This window comes from Bacillus sp. JNUCC-21 (genome assembly GCF_041222765.1).
GTDB classification, from domain to species: Bacteria; Bacillota; Bacilli; order Bacillales; family Bacillaceae; genus Bacillus; species Bacillus velezensis.
This window is the reverse complement of sequence record NZ_CP166019.1, coordinates 1577703-1597520: the sequence shown is the minus strand read 5'-3', so window position 1 is coordinate 1597520 and position 19818 is coordinate 1577703. Positions and strand designations below refer to the sequence as shown.

The 19818-nt window shown below is 48.8% G+C and carries 19 protein-coding genes; all 19 read right to left on the bottom strand.

The features are described from left to right. Positions 1-20 precede the first annotated feature (20 nt). On the bottom strand, positions 21-653 hold the full coding sequence (gene pyrE / locus JNUCC21_RS08180; protein WP_369878730.1) for an orotate phosphoribosyltransferase: 633 nt from the start codon (positions 651-653) through the stop codon (positions 21-23). After that, on the bottom strand, positions 650-1369 hold the full coding sequence (gene pyrF, locus JNUCC21_RS08175; RefSeq protein ID WP_023356886.1) for an orotidine-5'-phosphate decarboxylase: 720 nt from the start codon (positions 1367-1369) through the stop codon (positions 650-652). Before pyrF ends, pyrE begins: the two co-directional genes overlap by 4 nt. Beyond that, entirely contained in the window at positions 1338-2273 is a 936-nt protein-coding gene (locus tag JNUCC21_RS08170; RefSeq protein WP_003154377.1) for a dihydroorotate dehydrogenase, read from the bottom strand. The genes pyrF and JNUCC21_RS08170 overlap by 32 nt, the downstream gene beginning before the upstream one ends. Next, positions 2273-3043 (bottom strand): dihydroorotate dehydrogenase electron transfer subunit, encoded by a 771-nt coding sequence (locus JNUCC21_RS08165; protein ID WP_132106053.1) that lies wholly within the window; start codon positions 3041-3043, stop codon positions 2273-2275. The genes JNUCC21_RS08170 and JNUCC21_RS08165 overlap by 1 nt, the downstream gene beginning before the upstream one ends. Next, positions 3040-6255, bottom strand: coding sequence for a carbamoyl-phosphate synthase (glutamine-hydrolyzing) large subunit (gene carB / locus JNUCC21_RS08160; RefSeq protein WP_369878729.1), 3216 nt, complete (start codon positions 6253-6255; stop codon positions 3040-3042). Before carB ends, JNUCC21_RS08165 begins: the two co-directional genes overlap by 4 nt. Next, positions 6240-7334, bottom strand: a complete 1095-nt coding sequence (locus tag JNUCC21_RS08155; protein ID WP_043021066.1) for a carbamoyl phosphate synthase small subunit — start codon at positions 7332-7334, stop codon at positions 6240-6242. The genes carB and JNUCC21_RS08155 overlap by 16 nt, the downstream gene beginning before the upstream one ends. Then, complete coding sequence (locus JNUCC21_RS08150) at positions 7331-8617, bottom strand: dihydroorotase (protein WP_094031696.1); 1287 nt, start codon at positions 8615-8617, stop codon at positions 7331-7333. Before JNUCC21_RS08150 ends, JNUCC21_RS08155 begins: the two co-directional genes overlap by 4 nt. Then, entirely contained in the window at positions 8601-9515 is a 915-nt protein-coding gene (locus tag JNUCC21_RS08145; RefSeq protein WP_064107849.1) for an aspartate carbamoyltransferase catalytic subunit, read from the bottom strand. The genes JNUCC21_RS08150 and JNUCC21_RS08145 overlap by 17 nt, the downstream gene beginning before the upstream one ends. A gap of 142 nt (positions 9516-9657) precedes the next feature. Continuing rightward, a complete protein-coding gene (gene pyrP / locus JNUCC21_RS08140) occupies positions 9658-10968 on the bottom strand; it encodes a uracil permease PyrP (protein ID WP_007409727.1) in 1311 nt (436 codons plus the stop codon). 153 nt (positions 10969-11121) lie between these two features. After that, positions 11122-11667 carry a bifunctional pyrimidine operon transcriptional regulator/uracil phosphoribosyltransferase gene (pyrR, locus tag JNUCC21_RS08135; RefSeq protein WP_003154392.1) on the bottom strand — a complete coding sequence of 182 codons (546 nt, stop codon included), beginning with the start codon at positions 11665-11667 and terminating at the stop codon, positions 11122-11124. A gap of 188 nt (positions 11668-11855) precedes the next feature. After that, positions 11856-12770: an RluA family pseudouridine synthase gene (locus JNUCC21_RS08130; protein ID WP_072589081.1), complete on the bottom strand. Its 915-nt coding sequence runs from the start codon at positions 12768-12770 to the stop codon at positions 11856-11858. Position 12771: 1 nt separating this feature from the next. After that, positions 12772-13233, bottom strand: a complete 462-nt coding sequence (gene lspA / locus JNUCC21_RS08125; RefSeq protein WP_369878728.1) for a signal peptidase II — start codon at positions 13231-13233, stop codon at positions 12772-12774. A 101-nt stretch (positions 13234-13334) separates the two neighbouring features. Next, the gene (locus JNUCC21_RS08120) at positions 13335-13706 is read right to left on the bottom strand and encodes a TraR/DksA family transcriptional regulator (RefSeq protein ID WP_007409725.1); all 372 of its coding nucleotides are present in this window, start codon (positions 13704-13706) and stop codon (positions 13335-13337) included. 150 nt (positions 13707-13856) lie between these two features. Further along, on the bottom strand, positions 13857-16622 hold the full coding sequence (gene ileS, locus JNUCC21_RS08115; protein ID WP_012117512.1) for an isoleucine--tRNA ligase: 2766 nt from the start codon (positions 16620-16622) through the stop codon (positions 13857-13859). A gap of 341 nt (positions 16623-16963) precedes the next feature. Beyond that, positions 16964-17458 (bottom strand): septum site-determining protein DivIVA, encoded by a 495-nt coding sequence (gene divIVA / locus JNUCC21_RS08110; RefSeq protein WP_003154406.1) that lies wholly within the window; start codon positions 17456-17458, stop codon positions 16964-16966. A gap of 94 nt (positions 17459-17552) precedes the next feature. Continuing rightward, entirely contained in the window at positions 17553-18323 is a 771-nt protein-coding gene (locus JNUCC21_RS08105; RefSeq protein WP_007409722.1) for an RNA-binding protein, read from the bottom strand. Positions 18324-18384: 61 nt separating this feature from the next. After that, a complete protein-coding gene (locus JNUCC21_RS08100; RefSeq protein ID WP_003154408.1) occupies positions 18385-18663 on the bottom strand; it encodes a YggT family protein in 279 nt (92 codons plus the stop codon). Positions 18664-18669: 6 nt separating this feature from the next. Further along, positions 18670-19128, bottom strand: coding sequence for a cell division protein SepF (gene sepF / locus JNUCC21_RS08095; RefSeq protein ID WP_007409719.1), 459 nt, complete (start codon positions 19126-19128; stop codon positions 18670-18672). Beyond that, entirely contained in the window at positions 19125-19817 is a 693-nt protein-coding gene (locus JNUCC21_RS08090; RefSeq protein WP_007409718.1) for a YggS family pyridoxal phosphate-dependent enzyme, read from the bottom strand. Before JNUCC21_RS08090 ends, sepF begins: the two co-directional genes overlap by 4 nt. Position 19818: the final 1 nt, after the last annotated feature.

Here is a 19818-nt window from a genome sequence, read left to right as displayed (position 1 = left end):
GAGGCCTGTTTTTATTGTCATTATTTTTTAAACCAATCTTTTGACTCGGGATTCTGTTTCCATGATTTCAGTTTCTCAATGTCATCTGAATGAATCGTACCGTTTTCAAGCGCGACTTCAATCAGCGTGTCATAATCCGTTAACGAGTAATAAGGAAGACCCGCTTTTTTAAAGGCTTCTTTTGCTTTCGGCAGTCCGTATGTAAAAATGGAAATGACGCCGAGGACTTCCGCGCCCTCTCTTTGAAGGGCCGCCGCAGCTTCAAGCACGCTGCCCCCGGTAGAAATCAAGTCTTCAATCACGACTGTTTTTTGTCCTTTCTTAATGGCGCCTTCTATTTGATTTCCTTTGCCGTGCGCTTTCGGTTTGCTTCTGACGTAGCACATCGGCGCGCCTGCACGGTCTGCGAGAAGCGCAGCATGCGGAATGCCCGCCGTTGCAGTGCCCGCGATCATCTCCGCCTCGGGAAAATGCTCTTTCTGCAGTTTGCCGAGCCCGTCCGCCACATCATTTCTCACTTTTGGATACGACAATGTCAGACGGTTGTCACAATAGATCGGTGATAAAATGCCGCTCGCCCACGTAAACGGCTCATTCGGGCGTAAAAAGACAGCTTCAATGTGTAATAGATGTTTTGCGATAGCCTGTTTCATCGGCGAACGCCCTCCCATTCCAGTTTAATTGCTTCATATGCTTCAACGGGGTTTTCCGCTTTTGTAATTGAGCGGCCCACGACGATGGCTGACGAACCGTTTTCTTTCGCAAATGACGGAGTCGCCGTCCGGACTTGATCGTCAGCTGCGTCACTGGCCGTGCGGATGCCCGGTGTGACTGTCAGAAATGAAGGCCGGACCGCTTCATAAATGGCTTTTGTTTCATGTACCGAACATACCACTCCGTCCAGCCCGCACTCTTCCGCCATTTTGCCGTAATGCACGACCGTTTCTAACAGCGGCTTATGCAGCAGAAGCTCTTCCTTCGCCACCTGCTCTGAAGTGCTGGTCAGCTGAGTCACCGCGATTAAAGACGGGCGTTTTCTGCCTGCCGGCGTGCCTTCTTCAAGTCCCTCAAGGGCCGCGCGCATCATGCGTGCGCCCCCTGCCGCATGCACATTGACGAGATCAACGCCGAGGCCGGCCAGCCGCTTCATCGCTTTATTGACCGTAGTCGGGATATCATGAAGCTTTAAATCTAAAAATATATCACAGTTCCGTTCTTTTAATTGGTGAATGATGGCGGGGCCTTCCTGATAAAAAAGTTCCATCCCCGTTTTGACAAAAAGCCTTTCCTTTTCAAACAAGTCTAAAAACGTTAAAGTCTCTTCCCCTGATGCAAAATCAAGCGCGATGATGGGCAGGTTGTTTTTCATGTTTCCAGCTCCTTCCGATGCATTCACTTACAGATTGAAAGCCGTGTTGGCGCAGTACACGGGGGAGCTGTTCTATGATTTCCGGGCAGACGAACGGATTGACAAAGTTTGCTGTGCCGACGGCAACCGCACTCGCTCCCGCAAGAAGAAATTCTAATGCATCCTCTGCGGTCTGAACGCCGCCCATCCCGATAATCGGGATTTGAACGGCCTGGCTGACTTCGTATACCATCCGGATGGCGACCGGTTTGATCGCCGGGCCTGACAGTCCGCCCGTTTTATTTGCTAAGATCGGCCGTCCCGTCTTGAGATCGAGCCTCATCCCGATGAGTGTATTAATCATCGTCAGACCGTCAGCACCGGCCGCTTCAATCGCTTTAGCAATTTCGGTTATGTTTGCGACATTAGGCGAAAGCTTCACATACACAGGCACTGCGGAAACTTCTTTCACTGCTTTTGTCAGTTCGGCCGCCATGACGGGATCAGTACCAAAAGCAATCCCCCCCGTTTTGACATTCGGACATGAAATGTTAAGCTCAAGCGCATGCACATTCGGCGCTTGGCTGATGTGCTCGGCCACTTCTTTATAGTCGTCCACCTGAGAACCGGCGACATTTGCGATAATCGGCGTGTCAAATTGTTCGAGCCAAGGCAGCTCATGATTGAGCACATGCTCAAGGCCGGGATTTTGCAGTCCGATGGCATTCAGCATTCCCGCGCTTGTCTCCGCCACTCTCGGCGTCGGATTTCCGAAGCGGGCTTCGTTCGTCGTGGCTTTAATCATAATGCCTCCGAGGCATGATAAATCGTAAAATCCGGCATATTCTTTCCCGAAACCGAAACATCCGGAAGCGGGGATGATCGGGTTTTTCAATTGGAGACCCGGCAGATTCACCTCTAACATTACAGCGCCACCTCCTCAGCTTTAAATACCGGCCCGTCAAGGCAGACCTTTACATAGGATGTATCGCTTTCACCCGTGCGGCACACGCAGGCGAAGCAGGCTCCGATGCCGCAGCCCATCCGCTCTTCCATCGAAAGATAAACCTCTTTATGGCCGTACTGCTGCTTCAGAGCTTTCAGCATCGGTGTCGGTCCGCAGCTTAGCAGGACATCGAATTCGAGCTGCATTTCACGGATGACATCGGTGACAAACCCTTTCTCTCCATATGTTCCGTCAGCCGTCGCCACATAGGTGTCTCCGTACGCACGACATTCCTGTTCGTAAAATACATCCTTTGCTGATTGAAATCCAAGCACATGAATGACGTTTACGCCTTTTTCCGTCAGGCGCTTTGACAGTTCCTGCAAAGGCGGAACCCCCACTCCGCCTCCGACTAACAGCGCGGTTTTGCCGGGTTCAATCCGCCGGACGGGGAATCCGTTGCCGAGAGGGCCGAGAACGTCTATCCTGCCGCCCTCTTTTTTCTCGGACAAAAGACGCGTTCCCTCACCGTCAGCTCTGTAGATAACGGATACTTCATCCGCGGCGAAATCGACGTCCGCAATGCTGAGCGGTCTTCTTAATAGCGGCGTGACCGCGTCACTCACCTTCAGATGTAGAAATTGACCCGGCTCGGTAAGGTGCCGGACAAGCTCTCCTTTCAGCACCATCTTATAAATCCGGTCGGCAATCTCTAAGTTGGATTGAACAGTCAAATGCGCTTTCTTCATATCGTAACGGCCGCCTTTTGATTGGTTTCGGATGCAGGCATATGATCCGCCCGGAATGTCATGCTTTCCAATACCCGCAAAATGGCTTCGGCCGTATCTAAAGATGTCAGGCAGGCGACTCCGTTCTCAACGGATTCGCGGCGGATTCTGAAGCCGTCTCTGGCCGGCTGTTTGCCCTTTGTCAGCGTATTGATGACAAATTGCGCTTCTCCGTTTCTGATGACGTCGATGAGATTCTTCCCTTCTTCGCCGATTTTCCCGACAACCTGAGCCGGAATCTGAGCGTCTTTCAAATAAGCTGCCGTTCCTTCCGTCGCCATGATGTTATAGCCGATAGCATGGAACCGCTTCGCGATCAGAAGTCCTTCTTCTTTATCTTTATCAGCAACGGTCAACAGCACTGAGCCGTAGTTCGGGATTTGAATGCCAGAAGCAATCAGCGCTTTATAGAGCGCTTTTTCCAGGGTTGAATCTTTGCCCATGACCTCTCCCGTCGACTTCATTTCAGGGCCTAACGTAATATCCACTCTTCTCAGCTTCGCGAATGAGAAGACAGGCGCTTTCACGAATACCCCCTGCTGTTCAGGCTGCAGCCCCTCTTGATAGCCGAAATCAGCAAGCTTTTGGCCGAGAATGACCTTTGTCGCCAGATTCGCCATCGGAATCTTTGTGATTTTGCTTAAGAACGGCACGGTTCTGCTTGACCGCGGATTTACCTCAAGCACATACACTTCACCTTGCGACAGTACGAACTGGATGTTCAGCAACCCGATAATGTTAAGGCCTTTTGCCAAGGCTACAGTGTATTGTTCGATTTTTTTCTTAATGTTTTCGCTTAAAGACTGAGGCGGATAGACGGCGATTGAATCCCCTGAATGGACGCCGGCCCGCTCGATATGCTCCATAATTCCCGGAATAACGACTGTTTCGCCGTCAGATACGGCATCGACTTCGATTTCTTTCCCCGTCAGATAACGGTCGATTAACACCGGATGCTGCGGGTTGATTTTGACCGCATTTTTCATATAGTGAAGCAGCTCTTCTTCGTGATAGACGATTTCCATCGCCCGGCCGCCGAGCACATACGAAGGGCGGACAAGTACCGGATAGCCGATGGATGCGGCAATTTTGACCGCTTCGTTCACCGACACAGCGGTTTTTCCGAGCGGCTGCGGCACATTCAGCGCCTCAAGCGCCTGCTCGAACTTATCCCGGTCTTCCGCACGGTCTAAATCTTCAAGTGATGTGCCGAGGATTTTGACGCCGCGGGCGCTCAATTCTTCCGCAAGATTGATCGCCGTCTGGCCGCCGAATTGGACGACAACGCCTTCCGGCTGCTCCAAATCAATGATATGCATGACATCTTCAACCGTCAGCGGTTCAAAATACAGCTTGTCTGAAATGCTGAAATCAGTGGACACCGTCTCAGGGTTGTTGTTGATAATAATCGCTTCATAGCCTGCCTGCTTGATCGCCCAGACAGAATGAACGGTCGCATAGTCAAATTCGACGCCCTGTCCGATACGGATCGGCCCGGAACCGAGGACGACGACGCTTTTTCTTGAAGTAACCTCAGACTCATTTTCTTCCTCATATGTGCTGTAAAAGTACGGGGTTTCTGATTCGAATTCCGCCGCGCATGTATCCACCATTTTATATACAGGCTTGATGGCTGCTTCTTTTCGCATTTGATACAGCTCTTGTTCCGGCATATTCCATTCCCGGCTGATATATTTGTCGGAGAAACCGAATTCCTTCGCTGTCTGCAGGACGGTAAGGCTGCCTTTTTCCGCTTTCAGCTCTGTTTCAAAAGCGACCAGCTTACAGAGCTTGTGCAAAAAGAATACGTCAATTGCAGAAAACTCATGAAGCTGCTCGACTGTATAGCCTCTTCTGAACGCTTCAGCAAGATAAAACAGCCGTTCATCTCCGGCCTTTCTGATCCGTTTTTCCAAAAGTCCGTCAGAAATCTCTTCCGCATCCTTCAGTTCCAGGTGATAGACATCGGCTTCCAGTGAGCGGACCGCCTTTAACAGCGATTCTTCAAGGGTGCGTCCGATAGCCATGACCTCTCCGGTGGCTTTCATTTGCGTCCCGAGCCTGCGGTTTGCCGACTCAAATTTGTCAAACGGCCAGCGCGGGATTTTAGAAACGACATAGTCAAGCGCGGGCTCAAAAGCCGCATATGTTTTTCCCGTTACGGGATTCATCATTTCATCAAGAGAAAGCCCGACTGCGATTTTCGCCGCAAGCTTTGCGATCGGGTAACCCGTCGCTTTTGAGGCGAGGGCAGATGAGCGGCTCACCCGTGGATTTACTTCGATAATGTAATATTGGAAGCTGTCGGGATCGAGCGCGAGCTGAACATTACAGCCGCCTTCAATGCCGAGCGCGCGGATCAGCTTTAATGAAACATTGCGCAAAAGCTGATATTCCCGGTCGCTCAAAGTCTGGCTCGGGGCAACGACGATGCTGTCGCCCGTATGGATGCCGACCGGATCGATATTTTCCATGTTGCAGACGACGATCGCGTGATCTCTGCTGTCTCTCATGACTTCATATTCGATCTCTTTGTAACCGGCAATGCTTTTTTCAAGAAGGCACTGATGGACGGGGCTGAGTTTTAATCCGTTTTCGACGATCTCTTTCAGTTCTGCTTCATTCGAGCAGATGCCGCCGCCCGTTCCGCCTAATGTGTAAGCGGGGCGCACGATAACCGGAAACCCGATCCGGCCGACAAATTCCTCGGCTTCCTGTAAAGTGCGGATGATCTCACTTTCCGGCACCGGTTCATTCAGCTCATTCATCAGCGTACGGAATAAGTCGCGGTCTTCCGCCTGCTGGATGGCGGACAGCTTTGTGCCGAGCACTTCCACTCCGCATTCCTCAAGAACCCCGAGTTCAGACAGCTCGACGGCAAGATTCAGTCCTGTCTGTCCTCCCAGAGTCGGCAGGATGGCGTCCGGCCGTTCTTTTCTGATAATACGCGTGAGAAACTCCGGCGTCAGCGGCTCTATGTATACCCGATCAGCCATTTCCGTATCCGTCATAATCGTTGCCGGATTCGAGTTGACGAGAATGACTTCATAGCCTTCTTCCTTTAAAGCGAGACACGCCTGTGTGCCCGCATAATCAAATTCCGCCGCCTGTCCGATAATAATCGGGCCTGATCCGATCACTAAAATCTTTTTAATATCTACGCGTTTTGGCATACCGCTTCCCCTTCTTTCTCAGTTGTTTCGATCAAGTCAATGAATCTGTCAAATAAATGATTGGCGTCTTCCGGCCCCGGTGAAGCTTCAGGGTGGTACTGAACCGTAAATGCCGGCAATGTTTTATGCTTGAGTCCTTCGATCGTTTGATCATTGATCGCAATGTGCGTCACTTCAAGCTCTGTCTCATCTATTGAAGAAACTGTATATCCGTGGTTTTGGGCGGTTAAAGCGACTTTCCCTGTCGCAAGCTCTTTAACCGGATGATTGGAACCCCTGTGTCCGAATTTCATTTTTTCCGTTTCCGCTCCGGATGCCAGCGCAAATAATTGGTGGCCGAGACAGATTCCGAATAACGGCACCTTCCCGAGTATGCCTTTTATCATTTCAATGGCTTCCGGCACATCTTTCGGATCTCCGGGTCCGTTAGAAAGCATGATGCCGTCCGGCTTGAGCTGAAGCACTTCTTCCGCCGTTACATTGTACGGCACAACGATGACATCGCATTTTCTTTTGTTTAACTCTCTTAAAATGCCGTGCTTCATACCGAAATCGACGAGTACGATGCGTTTGCCGCGGCCCGGACTCGGATAAGCCGTTTTCGCAGATACTTGAGCGACTTGATTTCTCGGCAGTTCCGTTTTTTTCAGCCTTGCCAGAACCTCTCCGACATTCTCCTCACTTGAAGCAAACGTTCCTTTTAATGCGCCGGCCGTGCGGATCATTCTTGTGAGCTTTCTCGTGTCAATCCCTTGTAAGCCGGGGATATTTTTCATTTTCAAATACTCGTCAAGCGTGTAAGCCGAACGCCAGTTGGAAGGCAGCTCGCACAGTTCTTTTACGATCAGCCCTTTTACAAAAGGAGTGATGGATTCAAAGTCATCTCTGTTAATTCCGTAGTTGCCGATCAGAGGATACGTCAGCGTCACGATCTGCCCGCAGTAAGAAGGGTCTGATAAAATTTCCTGATAACCGGTCATTCCCGTGTTGAATACGACTTCACCCGCGGTATGCTCCAGGCTCCCGAATGCTTCACCCTCAAATACCGCTCCATTTTCCAGCACTAGTCTTCTTTTCATTTGACGAGTCTCCCTTCTTCGTATGCAAGCTTACCGGCAGCCATCGTTGCAACAGGCCAGCCGAAGCACTTCATCTTGTTGAATGGCGTATTTTTTCCTTTAGATAAAAATGTATCTTTGTCAATGGCTGCTTCTTTTTCCAGATCAATCAGGGTGATGTCAGCCGGCGCCCCCGGTGCAAGCGTTCCGTACGGAAGATCAAATGCCTCGCAAGGTTTTACCGTCATGAAATCAACCAGCTGCTTCAGCGTCCACGCCCCGTTTTTCACAAAATGTGTGTACAGAAGCGGAAAGGCTGTTTCTAAACCGACGATACCGAAAGGCGCAAGCTTCATATCCGTGTTTTTCTCTTCTTCTGTATGCGGCGCATGGTCAGTGGCGATGAAATCAATCGTACCGTCTAAAAGCCCTTCAATCAGCGCCTCTCTGTCCTCTTTGCTGCGAAGCGGCGGATTCATTTTAAAATTGGTATCAAGTCCCGGGATATCTTCGTCACAAAGCAGCAGGTGGTGCGGCGATACTTCCGCCGTCACGCGGATTCCCGCTTTTTTTGCGTCTCTTACGGCTCTGACGGACTCTTTCGTGCTGATATGACACACGTGGTAATGGCAGCCCGCCGCTTCCGCCAGCAGCACGTCACGGGCGATATGTACCGCTTCACAAATGGAAGGTATGCCGTTCAGGCCGTTCGCTTTTGAAAAAGAACCTTCATGCACGCTCCCTCCGTAAATAAGCGAGTTATCCTCACAATGAGCGACAATCGCTTTATTCATTGAAGCCGCCCGTTTCATGGCTTCATACATCATTCCGGCCGTCTGAACGCCGACGCCGTCATCGGTGAAGGCGAATGCGCCGGCTTCATGAAGCGCCTCAAAATCTGTCATTTCTTCGCCGGTTTGTCTGATCGTAATGGATGCGTAAGGAAGGACCCTGACAGATGAGGTTTCTTTGATCCGGTTTTGCAGCCATTCCATCTGCTCTTTCGTATCCGGCACCGGCCTTGTATTCGGCATGGCTGCGACTGTGGTAAAGCCGCCCCGCGCCGCGGCTTTAGAGCCCGTCTCAATGGTTTCTTTTTTCTCGCCGCCCGGTTCTCTGAAGTGGACATGAAGGTCTACGAGTCCCGGTGAAACGAACAGTCCGTCAGCGTCGATCACCGTTTCTCCGTCTTTCGCTGTCAGAAGCCCGGTTTCCGAAATGAATTCACCCGTTACCCGGATATCCTGTGCCACTTTTTCTCCCTGTTCATTTAACATCCAGCCGTTTTTAATGAGATAAGACATAAGCCGCTTCTCCCCTTTTTACATTGGTTTGCAGTGCTCTTTTTAAGACTGCCATTCTGATATACACGCCATTTTCCATTTGTTTAAAGATTCTTGATTTTCCGCATTCCACTAATGTTGTGTCAATTTCGACTCCTCTGTTCACCGGTGCGGGATGCATGATGATGGCATTCCGCTTCATGCTCTCCGCCCGCTTTGCGGTCAGCCCGTATGCTTCCAGGTAGCCTTTTTGGTCGGCTTCTGTCTGATGCCTTTCATTTTGGATGCGGAGCAGCATGACGACATCTGAAGCTTGTATGGCTTCATCCGTCTGTACACAGGTGCCGAAGGCGTTTTTCTCATCCTGCCATTGCGGCGGCCCTGAAAACAGCACGCGTGCGCCGAGCCTTGTCAGCACCTCGGCATTCGACCTTGCCACCCTGCTGTGTTTGATATCGCCATGAATGGAAACCGTCAGGCCCTGAAAGGCCTCAAATTCCTCTTGAATCGTCATTAAATCGAGTAATGACTGAGTCGGGTGCTGGCCGCAGCCGTCGCCGGCGTTTAAGATCGGAATATTGACTCTGCCGGTCAGATCTTTGTAATATTCATCCGTGCTGTGCCTGATGACGCAGGCGTCCGCTCCGATTGATTCCAGTGTTTTGACCGTATCGTATAAGGACTCGCCTTTTTGAACGCTTGTGCTCGTGCCGTCTAAGCTGAGCACGTTCATCCCGAGTTTCTTTTCCGCCACTTCAAAGCTGAACCGCGTTCTCGTGCTCGGTTCAAAAAACAGATTCGCAACAAATTTTCCCGCGAGATCGGGGCGGACTGTTCCCTCTTTTATCGCTTTTGCCTCACGCAGCAGTTCTGTAATTTCAGCCGCGCTCAGTTCAGACATCGCCGTTAAATGATTCATGTTTTTCTCCTCCGTTTCCGCTTGAAGGCCGTAAAAAAACACCCCGGTCTATAGACTCGGGGTGCGGTTAAAGAGAGAAGCAGCGTACAGCTTCTTCCCGTTATAACCCTTCCAAGCCTCTCTGGACTTTCTTTAAAAGGTTTTACATATGATTTTGTTTTTCTGATGCAATCGCGTCTTCTTCATTTGCATGCGGCAGGATAAGGTTCAGGATGACTCCGACGATTGCCGCAAGCGCCATGCCGGATATTTGGAACCCGCCTTTTGATACTTGAATAAAAGCCCCTCCGACGCCGATCACGAGGATGACGGATGTGATAATCAAATTTCTCTTGTTTTCATAATCAATGTTGTTGTCAATCAGCATTCTTAAGCCGCTGGAGGCGATAATTCCGAAGAGCAGGAAGGAAACGCCTCCCATAACCGCGGACGGAACAGAGCTGATCAGCGCTGATACTTTTCCGATAAATCCGAAGCACAGCGCAATCACACCCGCGCCGCCGATGACAAAGACGCTGAAAACTCTCGTAATTGCCAGGACACCGATGTTCTCGCCGTATGTCGTCGTCGGCGGGCCTCCGATTAACGAAGCAATGATCGTCGCAACACTGTCCCCCATTATGGAGCGGTGCAGTCCCGGCTTTTTGATGAAATCCTGTCCGACGACTTTACTCAGCACCATTTGGTGGCCGATATGTTCTGACATCGTCACGAAAGCGACCGGCACCATCGCAGCCGCAATGCCCAATGTCACTGACGGCGTATAGTCTTTGAAAGGGATGATAAATTCAGGAACGGCGAACCATTTTGCATCAATGACCGGCTGGAAATTGACGATGCCCTGTGTCAGCGCAAACAGATAGCCGCCTATAATGCCGATCAATACCGGAATCAGGCTTAAAAATCCCCGTAAAAAGATGGCGCAGATAATGGTGATGGCCAAAGTGACGCCGGCTACACTGAAATGTTTCAAGCTGTAGACGAGTTCCTTTGCATTCGGATCGGCATACATTGCCATATTGACGGCTGTGCTTGCCAGTCCGAGGCCGATGACGATGATGACCGGCCCGACGACCACCGGGGGCAGCAGCTTCATCAGCCACCCCGTTCCAAGCTGCCTGATGAGCAATGCGATCAGGCCGTACACAATTCCCGCCAGGAAAGCACCGACCATGGCAGCCCCCGGCCCTCCCGTCGCCTTCACCAAGATAATCGGTGATATAAAGGCGAATGATGAGCCGAGATAAGCGGGAATCTGGCCTTTTGTCACCAAGAGATAGGCGAGTGTCCCGATTCCGCTCGTGACAAGCGCCACTGCCGGGCTCATTCCGACCAGTTTCGGCACGAGTATGGTTGAACCGAACATGGCGAATAAATGCTGCAGGCTGAATGACAGCCAGGACAATGGATTGGGGACGTCCCTGACTCCCAGGTTTACTTTTTTCTTACTCATGGCGTTTTCCTCCCGGTTGACTTTCAAATGGTATAAAAAAACCTCTTTGCTTTTTGCGCAAAGAGGCATACAAAACCCGGCCGCGTCGATCCGCCCGGCTTTGTGTTTTAAAATCCTCTTTGCAAACTCTCTGGAATGCATTTAAAAAGGTGATTATTCATTTTCGTAAATGGCGACCATATCAGTCTGATCAACTTCGCTCAGCTGAACCATCACTTTTTCAGCTTTTGAGGTCGGAATGTTTTTTCCGATATAGTCCGCTCTGATCGGCAGCTCCCGGTGCCCTCTGTCGACAAGCACGGCAAGCTGTATCGATGACGGCCGTCCGACATCAACGAGGGCATCCATCGCAGCTCTCACCGTCCGGCCGGTATAAAGCACATCATCAACCACAATGACCTTTTGGTCTGTAATATCGGCCGGAATGTCCGCGCCTTTTACAAGCGGCTCTTCATTGCTCGTTTTTTTCGTCAGGTCGTCACGGTAAAGGGTGATATCGATTTCCCCGACGGTGACCGGATTCCCTTCAATCTGTTCGATCCGCTCGGCCAGCCGCTTCGCTAAATAAATGCCTCTTGTTTTAATCCCTACAAGAATGCAGTCATTCATTCCTTTATTCCGTTCGATCATTTCATGGGCTATCCTTGTCAGCGCCCGCCTGATTGCCTGTTCGTCGAGAATAACAGCTTTTTGATTCACTCGTGACACCTCTCCATTCGTATATAAGAAGAAAAAACCCCTCCTGCCAGAGCATAGAGGGGTTCCTTTCCAGGACGAAGACACACGTGTATCTCTTCTGTCCTATCCGTTATCCTTCTCAGCCTCTCTGGACTGTGTTAAAGAATCTATTCAGCTTGTTTTTATTATTTCAGAAAAGAAAGTCGCTGTCAATGGCTATTTCTTAAATCTTCAATGAGTTTTTTCATATCTTCAGGAAGGGGCGCTTCAAACTCCATGTATTCTCCCGTCCGCGGATGATCAAAACCTAATATTCCGGCATGAAGCGCCTGACCATTGAAATCAATGGTTTTTCTCGGTCCGTACTTCGGGTCGCCTGCCAAAGGAAACCCGATATATTTCATATGAACACGGATCTGATGCGTTCTTCCGGTCTCAAGACGGCACTCTACGAGCGTGAAATCTTGAAAACGCTCAAGCACGTGGAAATGCGTGACGGCGTTTTTGCTGCTTTCTCTTGTTACGGTCATGCTTTGACGGTCTTTTTTATCTCTCCCGATCGGAGCGTCAATCGTTCCGTCATCATGTGAAATCACCCCGTGGACAACCGCTATGTACTTTCTGGTCACGGTTTTATTGACGAGCTGATTAACGAGTGATTCATGCGCCATATCGTTTTTAGCGACCATTAACAGACCGGAAGTATCTTTATCAATCCGGTGGACGATTCCCGGGCGCATGACGCCGTTAATGCCGGAAAGGTCGTTGCAGTGAGCCATCAGTCCGTTTACAAGCGTCCCAGTCACATGGCCGGGCGCCGGGTGTACAACCATGCCCCGCGGTTTGTTCACAACCAAGACGTCCTGATCCTCATAGTAAATGTCCAAATCCATCGGCTCTGCAAGTACGTCCAATTCTTCCGGTTCAGGAATGGTGACGTTTACCTGATCGCCGGGCTGCATTTTATAATTCGCTTTTACGGATTTGCCGTTAACGGATACCAATCCCTCTTTTACCCATTGCTGCACTTGAGTGCGTGACCAGTTTTCTCCCGTTGAAGCCAAAAATTTATCAATCCGTTCGCTCTTTTGTTCAGGCTGAACGGTTATCTCAAATTGATTCATGTTATTGCTCCTTCTTTTTCCCGCTGTCAAACAGCATATGAATAAATAAAAGTATTACACCGACGCACAGTGAGGAGTCCGCGATATTAAAAATCGGATAGTGATAATCCACGATGATGACATGAATAAAATCCACCACTTCCTGGCGCGCCGCCCGGTCAATAAAGTTTCCGGCCGCACCGCCCAGCATTAAGCCGAGAGAAATTCCGAGTAACATCTGCCCTTTTGCATAACGCTGTATGTAATAAACGATTCCGATAATCACGGCGACGGTAATGACGTAGAAAAACCACATTTGGCCGGCTAAAATCCCCCACGCCGCTCCCGTGTTGCGATGAGATGTGATATAAAGCACCTGATCGATGACAGGTATGCTTTGTCCCAATTCCATATGGCTGACGACAAGCCATTTGGTCAATTGGTCGGCAATAATAATAAAAAGAGCGATTAGATAATAAAGCACACACGTTCCTCCAGTATACAGTTACTTTTATCCTTTATGAATTTTATCAGTAAAAGATGCCAGAGTAAAGGCAGATCATAAGCGCATGCAAACAGACGCTGTCACTCATACAGCGCCTGATCATATGCATAATCTCCGGGTTCCCAATATGGAAGGGTTTTCTTTTCAAATTGAGCGGGATAATAAAAATCATCAGCGGTTCTGGCCGTCGGCAGCACCGCAAGTTTTTCAATCGGAATAGGGTCGCCTGTTTTTTCACAATAACCGTACGTATTGTTTTCAAACTTAGACAGGGCAAGAAGAACGTCCTGAAGTTCTTCTTTTATATGATAGATCAGAGTTGCTTCTTGGTCGTTCATTGAAGGTTCAACAGATGCTGACATTTGAAAGCAAGAATATTCGAATAATCTTGATTGAAGTTCTTCTTTCATCATGAGAAGCTCCGTGTGGATTGCGGTCAGTTGATCATTCATTCATCACAACTCCTGCTCTTGATGTTATAGCTTTATTGTTGCCCCCAGAGCGCCATTTGAAGCCCATAAGATTTTTCCTGTCGTTCTAATCGATGACATTAGTGGCATGTAAAAAAAGCGCCCGGCTGTCACCAGGCGCTTTCTCATTTATTATTTTTGATAATATTTTTCAACGATTTCCGCATTGCGCAGTGATAATGTCGGATATTTCGGATTGGCTCCGACATCTTTAGAAATTACGCGGGAACGTTCACACATCTGGCCTTCCGCTTTTTCTACGGTCATTTTTCCTGTTGTGAAGCTTTGCGCGTTTTCCGGCGCTTCACTTTCGTCTTTTACTGTCAGTTCTGAGACGATAAACAGCTGCGCGATGTTTTCTTTAATGGATGACAAGAGGTCGCGGTTTTCTTTGTTCGGATACAAAGTCAGGCTCGCTTCCAATGATCTTCCGATAATTTTTTCGTTACGGGCTGTTTCCAAAGCTTTCAGCACGTCGTTTCGAAGCTCCATGAAGCGGTCGAACTTTTCTTCTGTCGCTTGACTGTCCGGAACAGCAATGGTTTCCGGCATATCTGTCAGCTGCACGCTCGCTTCTTCAACAAATGATAAGTGAGACCACATTTCATCCGCCGTGTGCGGGAGAATCGGCGCCGTCAGCTTCACTAACGCCAGCAGCGTTTCATAGAAGACCGTCTGCATGCTGCGGCGGTCCGGATGATCCGCATGCTCGATGTACACAACATCTTTTGCAAAATCAAGATAGAAGGAGCTGAGCTCGATCGTACAGAAATTGTGAATGCTGTGATAAACAACCGCAAATTCATATTCATCGTACGCTTTTTTCACCTTATCGATCAGCTTATTCAGCTTGATCAGCATATATTGATCCACTTCGCGGAGATCTTTTACATCCACGGCATTGACGCTTGGATTGAAATCGAACAGGTTGCCGTGAAGGAAGCGGAACGTGTTGCGGACTTTCCGGTATACTTCCGCGACCTGCTTCAGAATGGCGTCAGACACGCGAACGTCCGCCTGATAATCCACTGACGATACCCATAATCTTAAGATGTCGGCACCAAGCTGTTTCATGACTTTAGCCGGAACAACAACGTTACCGATTGATTTACTCATCTTGCGTCCTTCTCCATCCAGTGCGAACCCATGGCTGAGCACACCTTTATACGGCGCTTTTCCTGTTACGGCTACTGCTGTAGAAAGAGAAGAGTTAAACCAGCCGCGATATTGGTCAGATCCCTCTAGGTATAAATCAGCCGGGCGAACGAGGTCATCACGTTCTTCAAGCACTGCTTGATGTGAAGAGCCTGAATCAAACCAAACATCCATGATATCCTGTTCTTTTGTAAATGTGCCGTTCGGGCTGCCAGGATGCGTAAAGCCTTCCGGAAGAAGATCCTTTGCTTCTTTTTCAAACCAAATGTTTGATCCGTGCTGTCTGAACAATTCAGAAACATGTTCAATGGTTTCATCTGTAATAATCGGTTCTCCGTTTTCAGCGTAAAATACCGGAATCGGCACACCCCACGCACGCTGTCTGGAAATACACCAGTCTCCGCGGTCCCGAACCATGTTGTGCAAACGCTGCTCACCCCATTCAGGAACCCATTTGGTTTCTTTAATGGCATCCAGCAGGTCTGATCTGAAATCTTTAATAGACGCAAACCATTGCGCTGTCGCTCTGAAAATGGTTGGTTTTTTTGTTCTCCAATCATGCGGATAAGAGTGAGTAATGAATTCAAGCTTCACAAGTGCGCCTTTTTCATCGAGCTGCTGTGTGATCGCTTTGTTTGCATCATCATAGAACATGCCTTCAAACCCAGGAGCTTCGCTTGTCATTACACCTTTTTCATCGACCGGGCAAAGCACATCTAAACCGTATTTTTGGCCAATGATAAAGTCATCTTCCCCATGTCCTGGCGCTGTATGAACACAGCCTGTTCCGGCATCAGTTGTTACGTGTTCACCAAGCATAACGAGAGAGTCTCTGCCATATAGCGGGTGTTCAGCGATAATGTTCTCAAGGTCTTTTCCTTTGACCGTTCTTGTCACTTCATACTGATCAAATCCGCATGCTGATGCAACACTTTCGACTAAGGCACTTGCTACGACAAAGCGGTCTTCACCTACTGCAATCACGCTGTACTCAAGATCAGGGTGCACTGAGATTCCGAGGTTCGCCGGAATTGTCCAAGGCGTTGTTGTCCAAATGATGATGCGCTCGCCGTTTTCAAGAACGCCTTTTCCGTCTTTTACACCAAAAGCGACGTAAATAGATGCTGAACGTTTGTCTTGATATTCGATCTCGGCTTCAGCCAGAGCAGACTCACTTGAAGGTGACCAGTTAACCGGTTTAAGGCCTTTGTAAATGTAGCCTCGTTTTGCCATTTCACCAAATACGCGGATTTGCTGCGCTTCGTATTCCGGTTTTAATGTCACGTATGGGTTTTCCCAGTCACCGCGGACACCAAGACGTTTGAATTGCTCACGCTGTCCCTCGATTTGCTTCCAAGCGTACTCTTCACATAGTTTGCGGAATTCTGCTACTGACATTTCTTTCCGGTTTACTTTTTTGTTTTTCGTCAGCGCCGTTTCAATCGGCAGTCCGTGCGTATCCCAGCCCGGCACGTACGGTGCGTTGTAGCCGCTCATTGATTTATAGCGGACGATGAAGTCTTTCAGGATTTTGTTCAGGGCATGGCCCATGTGGATGTCTCCGTTTGCATAAGGAGGTCCGTCATGCAGCACGAATTTCGGGCGGTCTTTCGTCCGTTCTTGAACAAGACGGTAAATGTCCTGCTCCTCCCAGTCTTTTTGCATGTCCGGCTCACGATTCGGCAGATTTCCGCGCATCGGAAAATCTGTTTTCGGCATTAACAGCGTATCTTTGTAATCCATTTTCATTCCTCCACAACATTTTTCAGAAAATAAAAAAAGCCCTCTCATCCCATAAGGGACGAGAAAGCTTATCTCGCGGTACCACCCTTTTAGAAAAAACGGATCATCCGTCTTTTCCTCTCGAACATCGTAACGTGATGGAACGTCCTATCCTACTCTCGGTTCAGAAAGGAAACTAAAGGGCTGATCTGCATGATTCCGGCCATCCCGGGCTTTCACCTTCCCCGGGTCGCTTTATAGCCTGTTTTGAGTCATGCCGGTCCCTTTCAATCGTCTTTTCATCTGAATTTATGAACGTATTATATTCGAACGGGCCGGAGAATGTCAAGAAAATCAGAAAATTATTCTTTTTCCTCAAATACCGCGTCGACTTCGTATTCCAGCAGATGATCCCAATCATCGTTCTTCAGCAGGTCGAGCTGCGCTTCAATCAGCATTTGGAAACGTGTTCTGAAGACTTTAGACTGTTTTTTCAGCTCTTCAATTTCCATTGCGATTTTTCTTGATTTGGAAAGCGACTCATTGATGATGCGATCAGCATTTTTTTCTGCTTCACGGACGATCAGCTTCGCTTCTTTCTGCGAGTTGCGCTTTACGTCTTCTGCGGCTTCCTGAGCTACGAGAATTGATTTATTCAGCGTTTCTTCGATATTGGCAAAGTGGCCGATTTTTTCGTCCAGCTCGTTCACTTTCGCCTCAAGCTCCGTTTTTTTACGGAGTGCGATTTCGTAATCTTTTCTGACCTGCATTAAAAATTCATTTACTTCATCTTCATCATATCCGCGAAAACCTTTTGTAAACGTTTTGTTATGGATATCATTCGGCGTTAATGGCATATTGCCACCTCCATTTTTACATTTCAGTACGGTTATCTAGTTCACATTATAAAACAAATACGGCACAGATGGAGAAAAAAACTGAAAAAACGACTCATTTTTGCCGTTCAAATGTAACTTTCCATTTGTCTTTTTTCGTTTTTCCGTCAACTTTTGCCAAACTGCATCGTCCGAAGCCGCGAATCGAGAGCATGTCCCCTTCAGCAACCTGATAAGACGGATCTTCAATGGCTTTCCAATTCACCTTAACGAGCCCGTTTTTCACAAGCGCCTGCGCTTTCTGCCGGGATTGCCTGCTCATTGAAGCGCAGACGGCGTCGAGACGCAATGAAGAAACCGTGTCATCCCTTATTTCGACATCTGAAGCGGGAATGTGAAGAGCGGAAAGCTCGATTTTCTCAAGCTTTACCGGCGCTTTGCCCGCCTTGGTCAGCTGAGTGCTGACAAAATCGGCGATTTCACCGGAGACGATCAGCTGCACGGCTTCCTCTGAAAAAATCAGATCGCCGTATTTCTGCCGCTTTAAGCCGATCCCCATTAATGATCCGAGAAGAGAGCGGTGGTCAATGCTGACGAATTTTTCAGCGTATTGAACGTCAAAAGCCCGAAGCTCAAAATCATCCTGTTCAGGTTCCATATATTCAGGGTATAAAATCGCGCGCTTGCGCTCAGCTCTGTCATATCCTCCGAAAAACGCAAGACCGCAGGCGTCGCCGATAACGGCTTTTACAATCACCTGTTCTCTGGGATCTAAGAAATCAGTCAGCTTCATCCGATACTGGTCCAGGACAATCTGTTTCCATTCAAGCGCCTGATCAATAAAAGGCCGCTCGTCTTGTCTGAAGTGCTGGTAAATATCGCTCATGTTCTTTCCTTTCTATGTAAAGAGGCTTGGCTGGTGCCAAGCCCGTATCAAACTGTCGCATTCAAGTATACATTGCGATCATGCGGTATAGGCCCCAAAGTCCCGTCGTGGCAAACCGAAGCACGATAATCGCTACAATCGGGGATATATCCAGCATGGCAATGGGCGGAATGATCCTTCTGAACGGCTCTAAATACGGTTCGCAAATCGCTGCGAGAAACCGTCCGACCGCCGTTTCTCTCGTACTCGGCACCCATGACATAAAGATATAGATGATCAGGGCAAACGAGTAGATGTAAATTAAATAACTCAGAACGGAAAAAATTTGATAAAGAATCATCCTGCTTTACCACCTCTGATGTTCGTCTTCATTTATAAGCTCCGAAATCGTACCGGAAACGTCGACATTATCAGGCGTGCACAGAAAAATATCTGAACCGATTCTCTGAATGTCGCCGCCGATGGCGTAGACAGTACCGCTTAAAAAGTCGACGATTCTTTTCGCCTGATCATGCTGGATGCGCTGCAGATTGACGACAACCGCCCGCCTGTTCTTTAAATGATCGGCGATTTCCTGCGCTTCCGCATATACACGCGGTTCACTCAACACCACTTTAGAGGATTTCTGAACACTTTGCAAGCTTACTACGTTCTGCTTGCCCTGCGGCTTCTGAGCGTAAGCAGGCTGTTTATCTTTCTGCTGTTCATGCTCTTCCGGATGATCCTGCTCCGTTTCAATGTATTCGTACTCGTACTCCTCCTCATCCATTGAGAAAAAGTTTTTCAGTTTATTTTTCATGCTCATTTGTTTACACCCCCCGGTTCATTTCCGACTAATGAAGAGCCGATTCTGATAAAAGTTGCGCCCTCTTCAACAGCGATTTCATAATCATTTGACATGCCCATTGACAGTTCCCGGCACGGTGCGTTTGTCTGATGCAGTTTTTGCACCTGATCCCTCAGATCACGCAATTGCCGGAAGCAGGCTCTGATCGTTTCTGTATCGTCTGTCAGGGGAGCCATCGTCATCAGGCCCTCTACAGAAATGTTTCTAAACTCAGAAAGCTCTCTGATAAAGGGGATGACCTCCTCTGTTTTCAAACCGTGCTTAGACGGCTCAAGCGAAGTATTCACCTGCACAAAACAGCGAACCGCATGCTGCGCCCGTTTTTCAATCTCTTTTGCCAATGACAGTCTGTCTAAGGAATGAATATAAGATACACGGTCAACGACGGCCTTCACCTTTCTGGACTGAAGACTGCCGATAAAGTGCCACTCCGGGCTGCCTTTGATGACTTCCTGCTTATGGATAAGCTCGGCATCCCGGTTTTCTCCCAGACTTGTAATACCGGCATCAACGGCCTCTTGAGCCCTTTCGGCTGATACGTATTTTGTAACCGCGATGACGGTAACATCTTCGGGGCTTCGGCCCGATCTGTTACATGCTTCGTTTATTCTTTCGTTTATATGTCGTAATTGATCAGCAACACGCAAG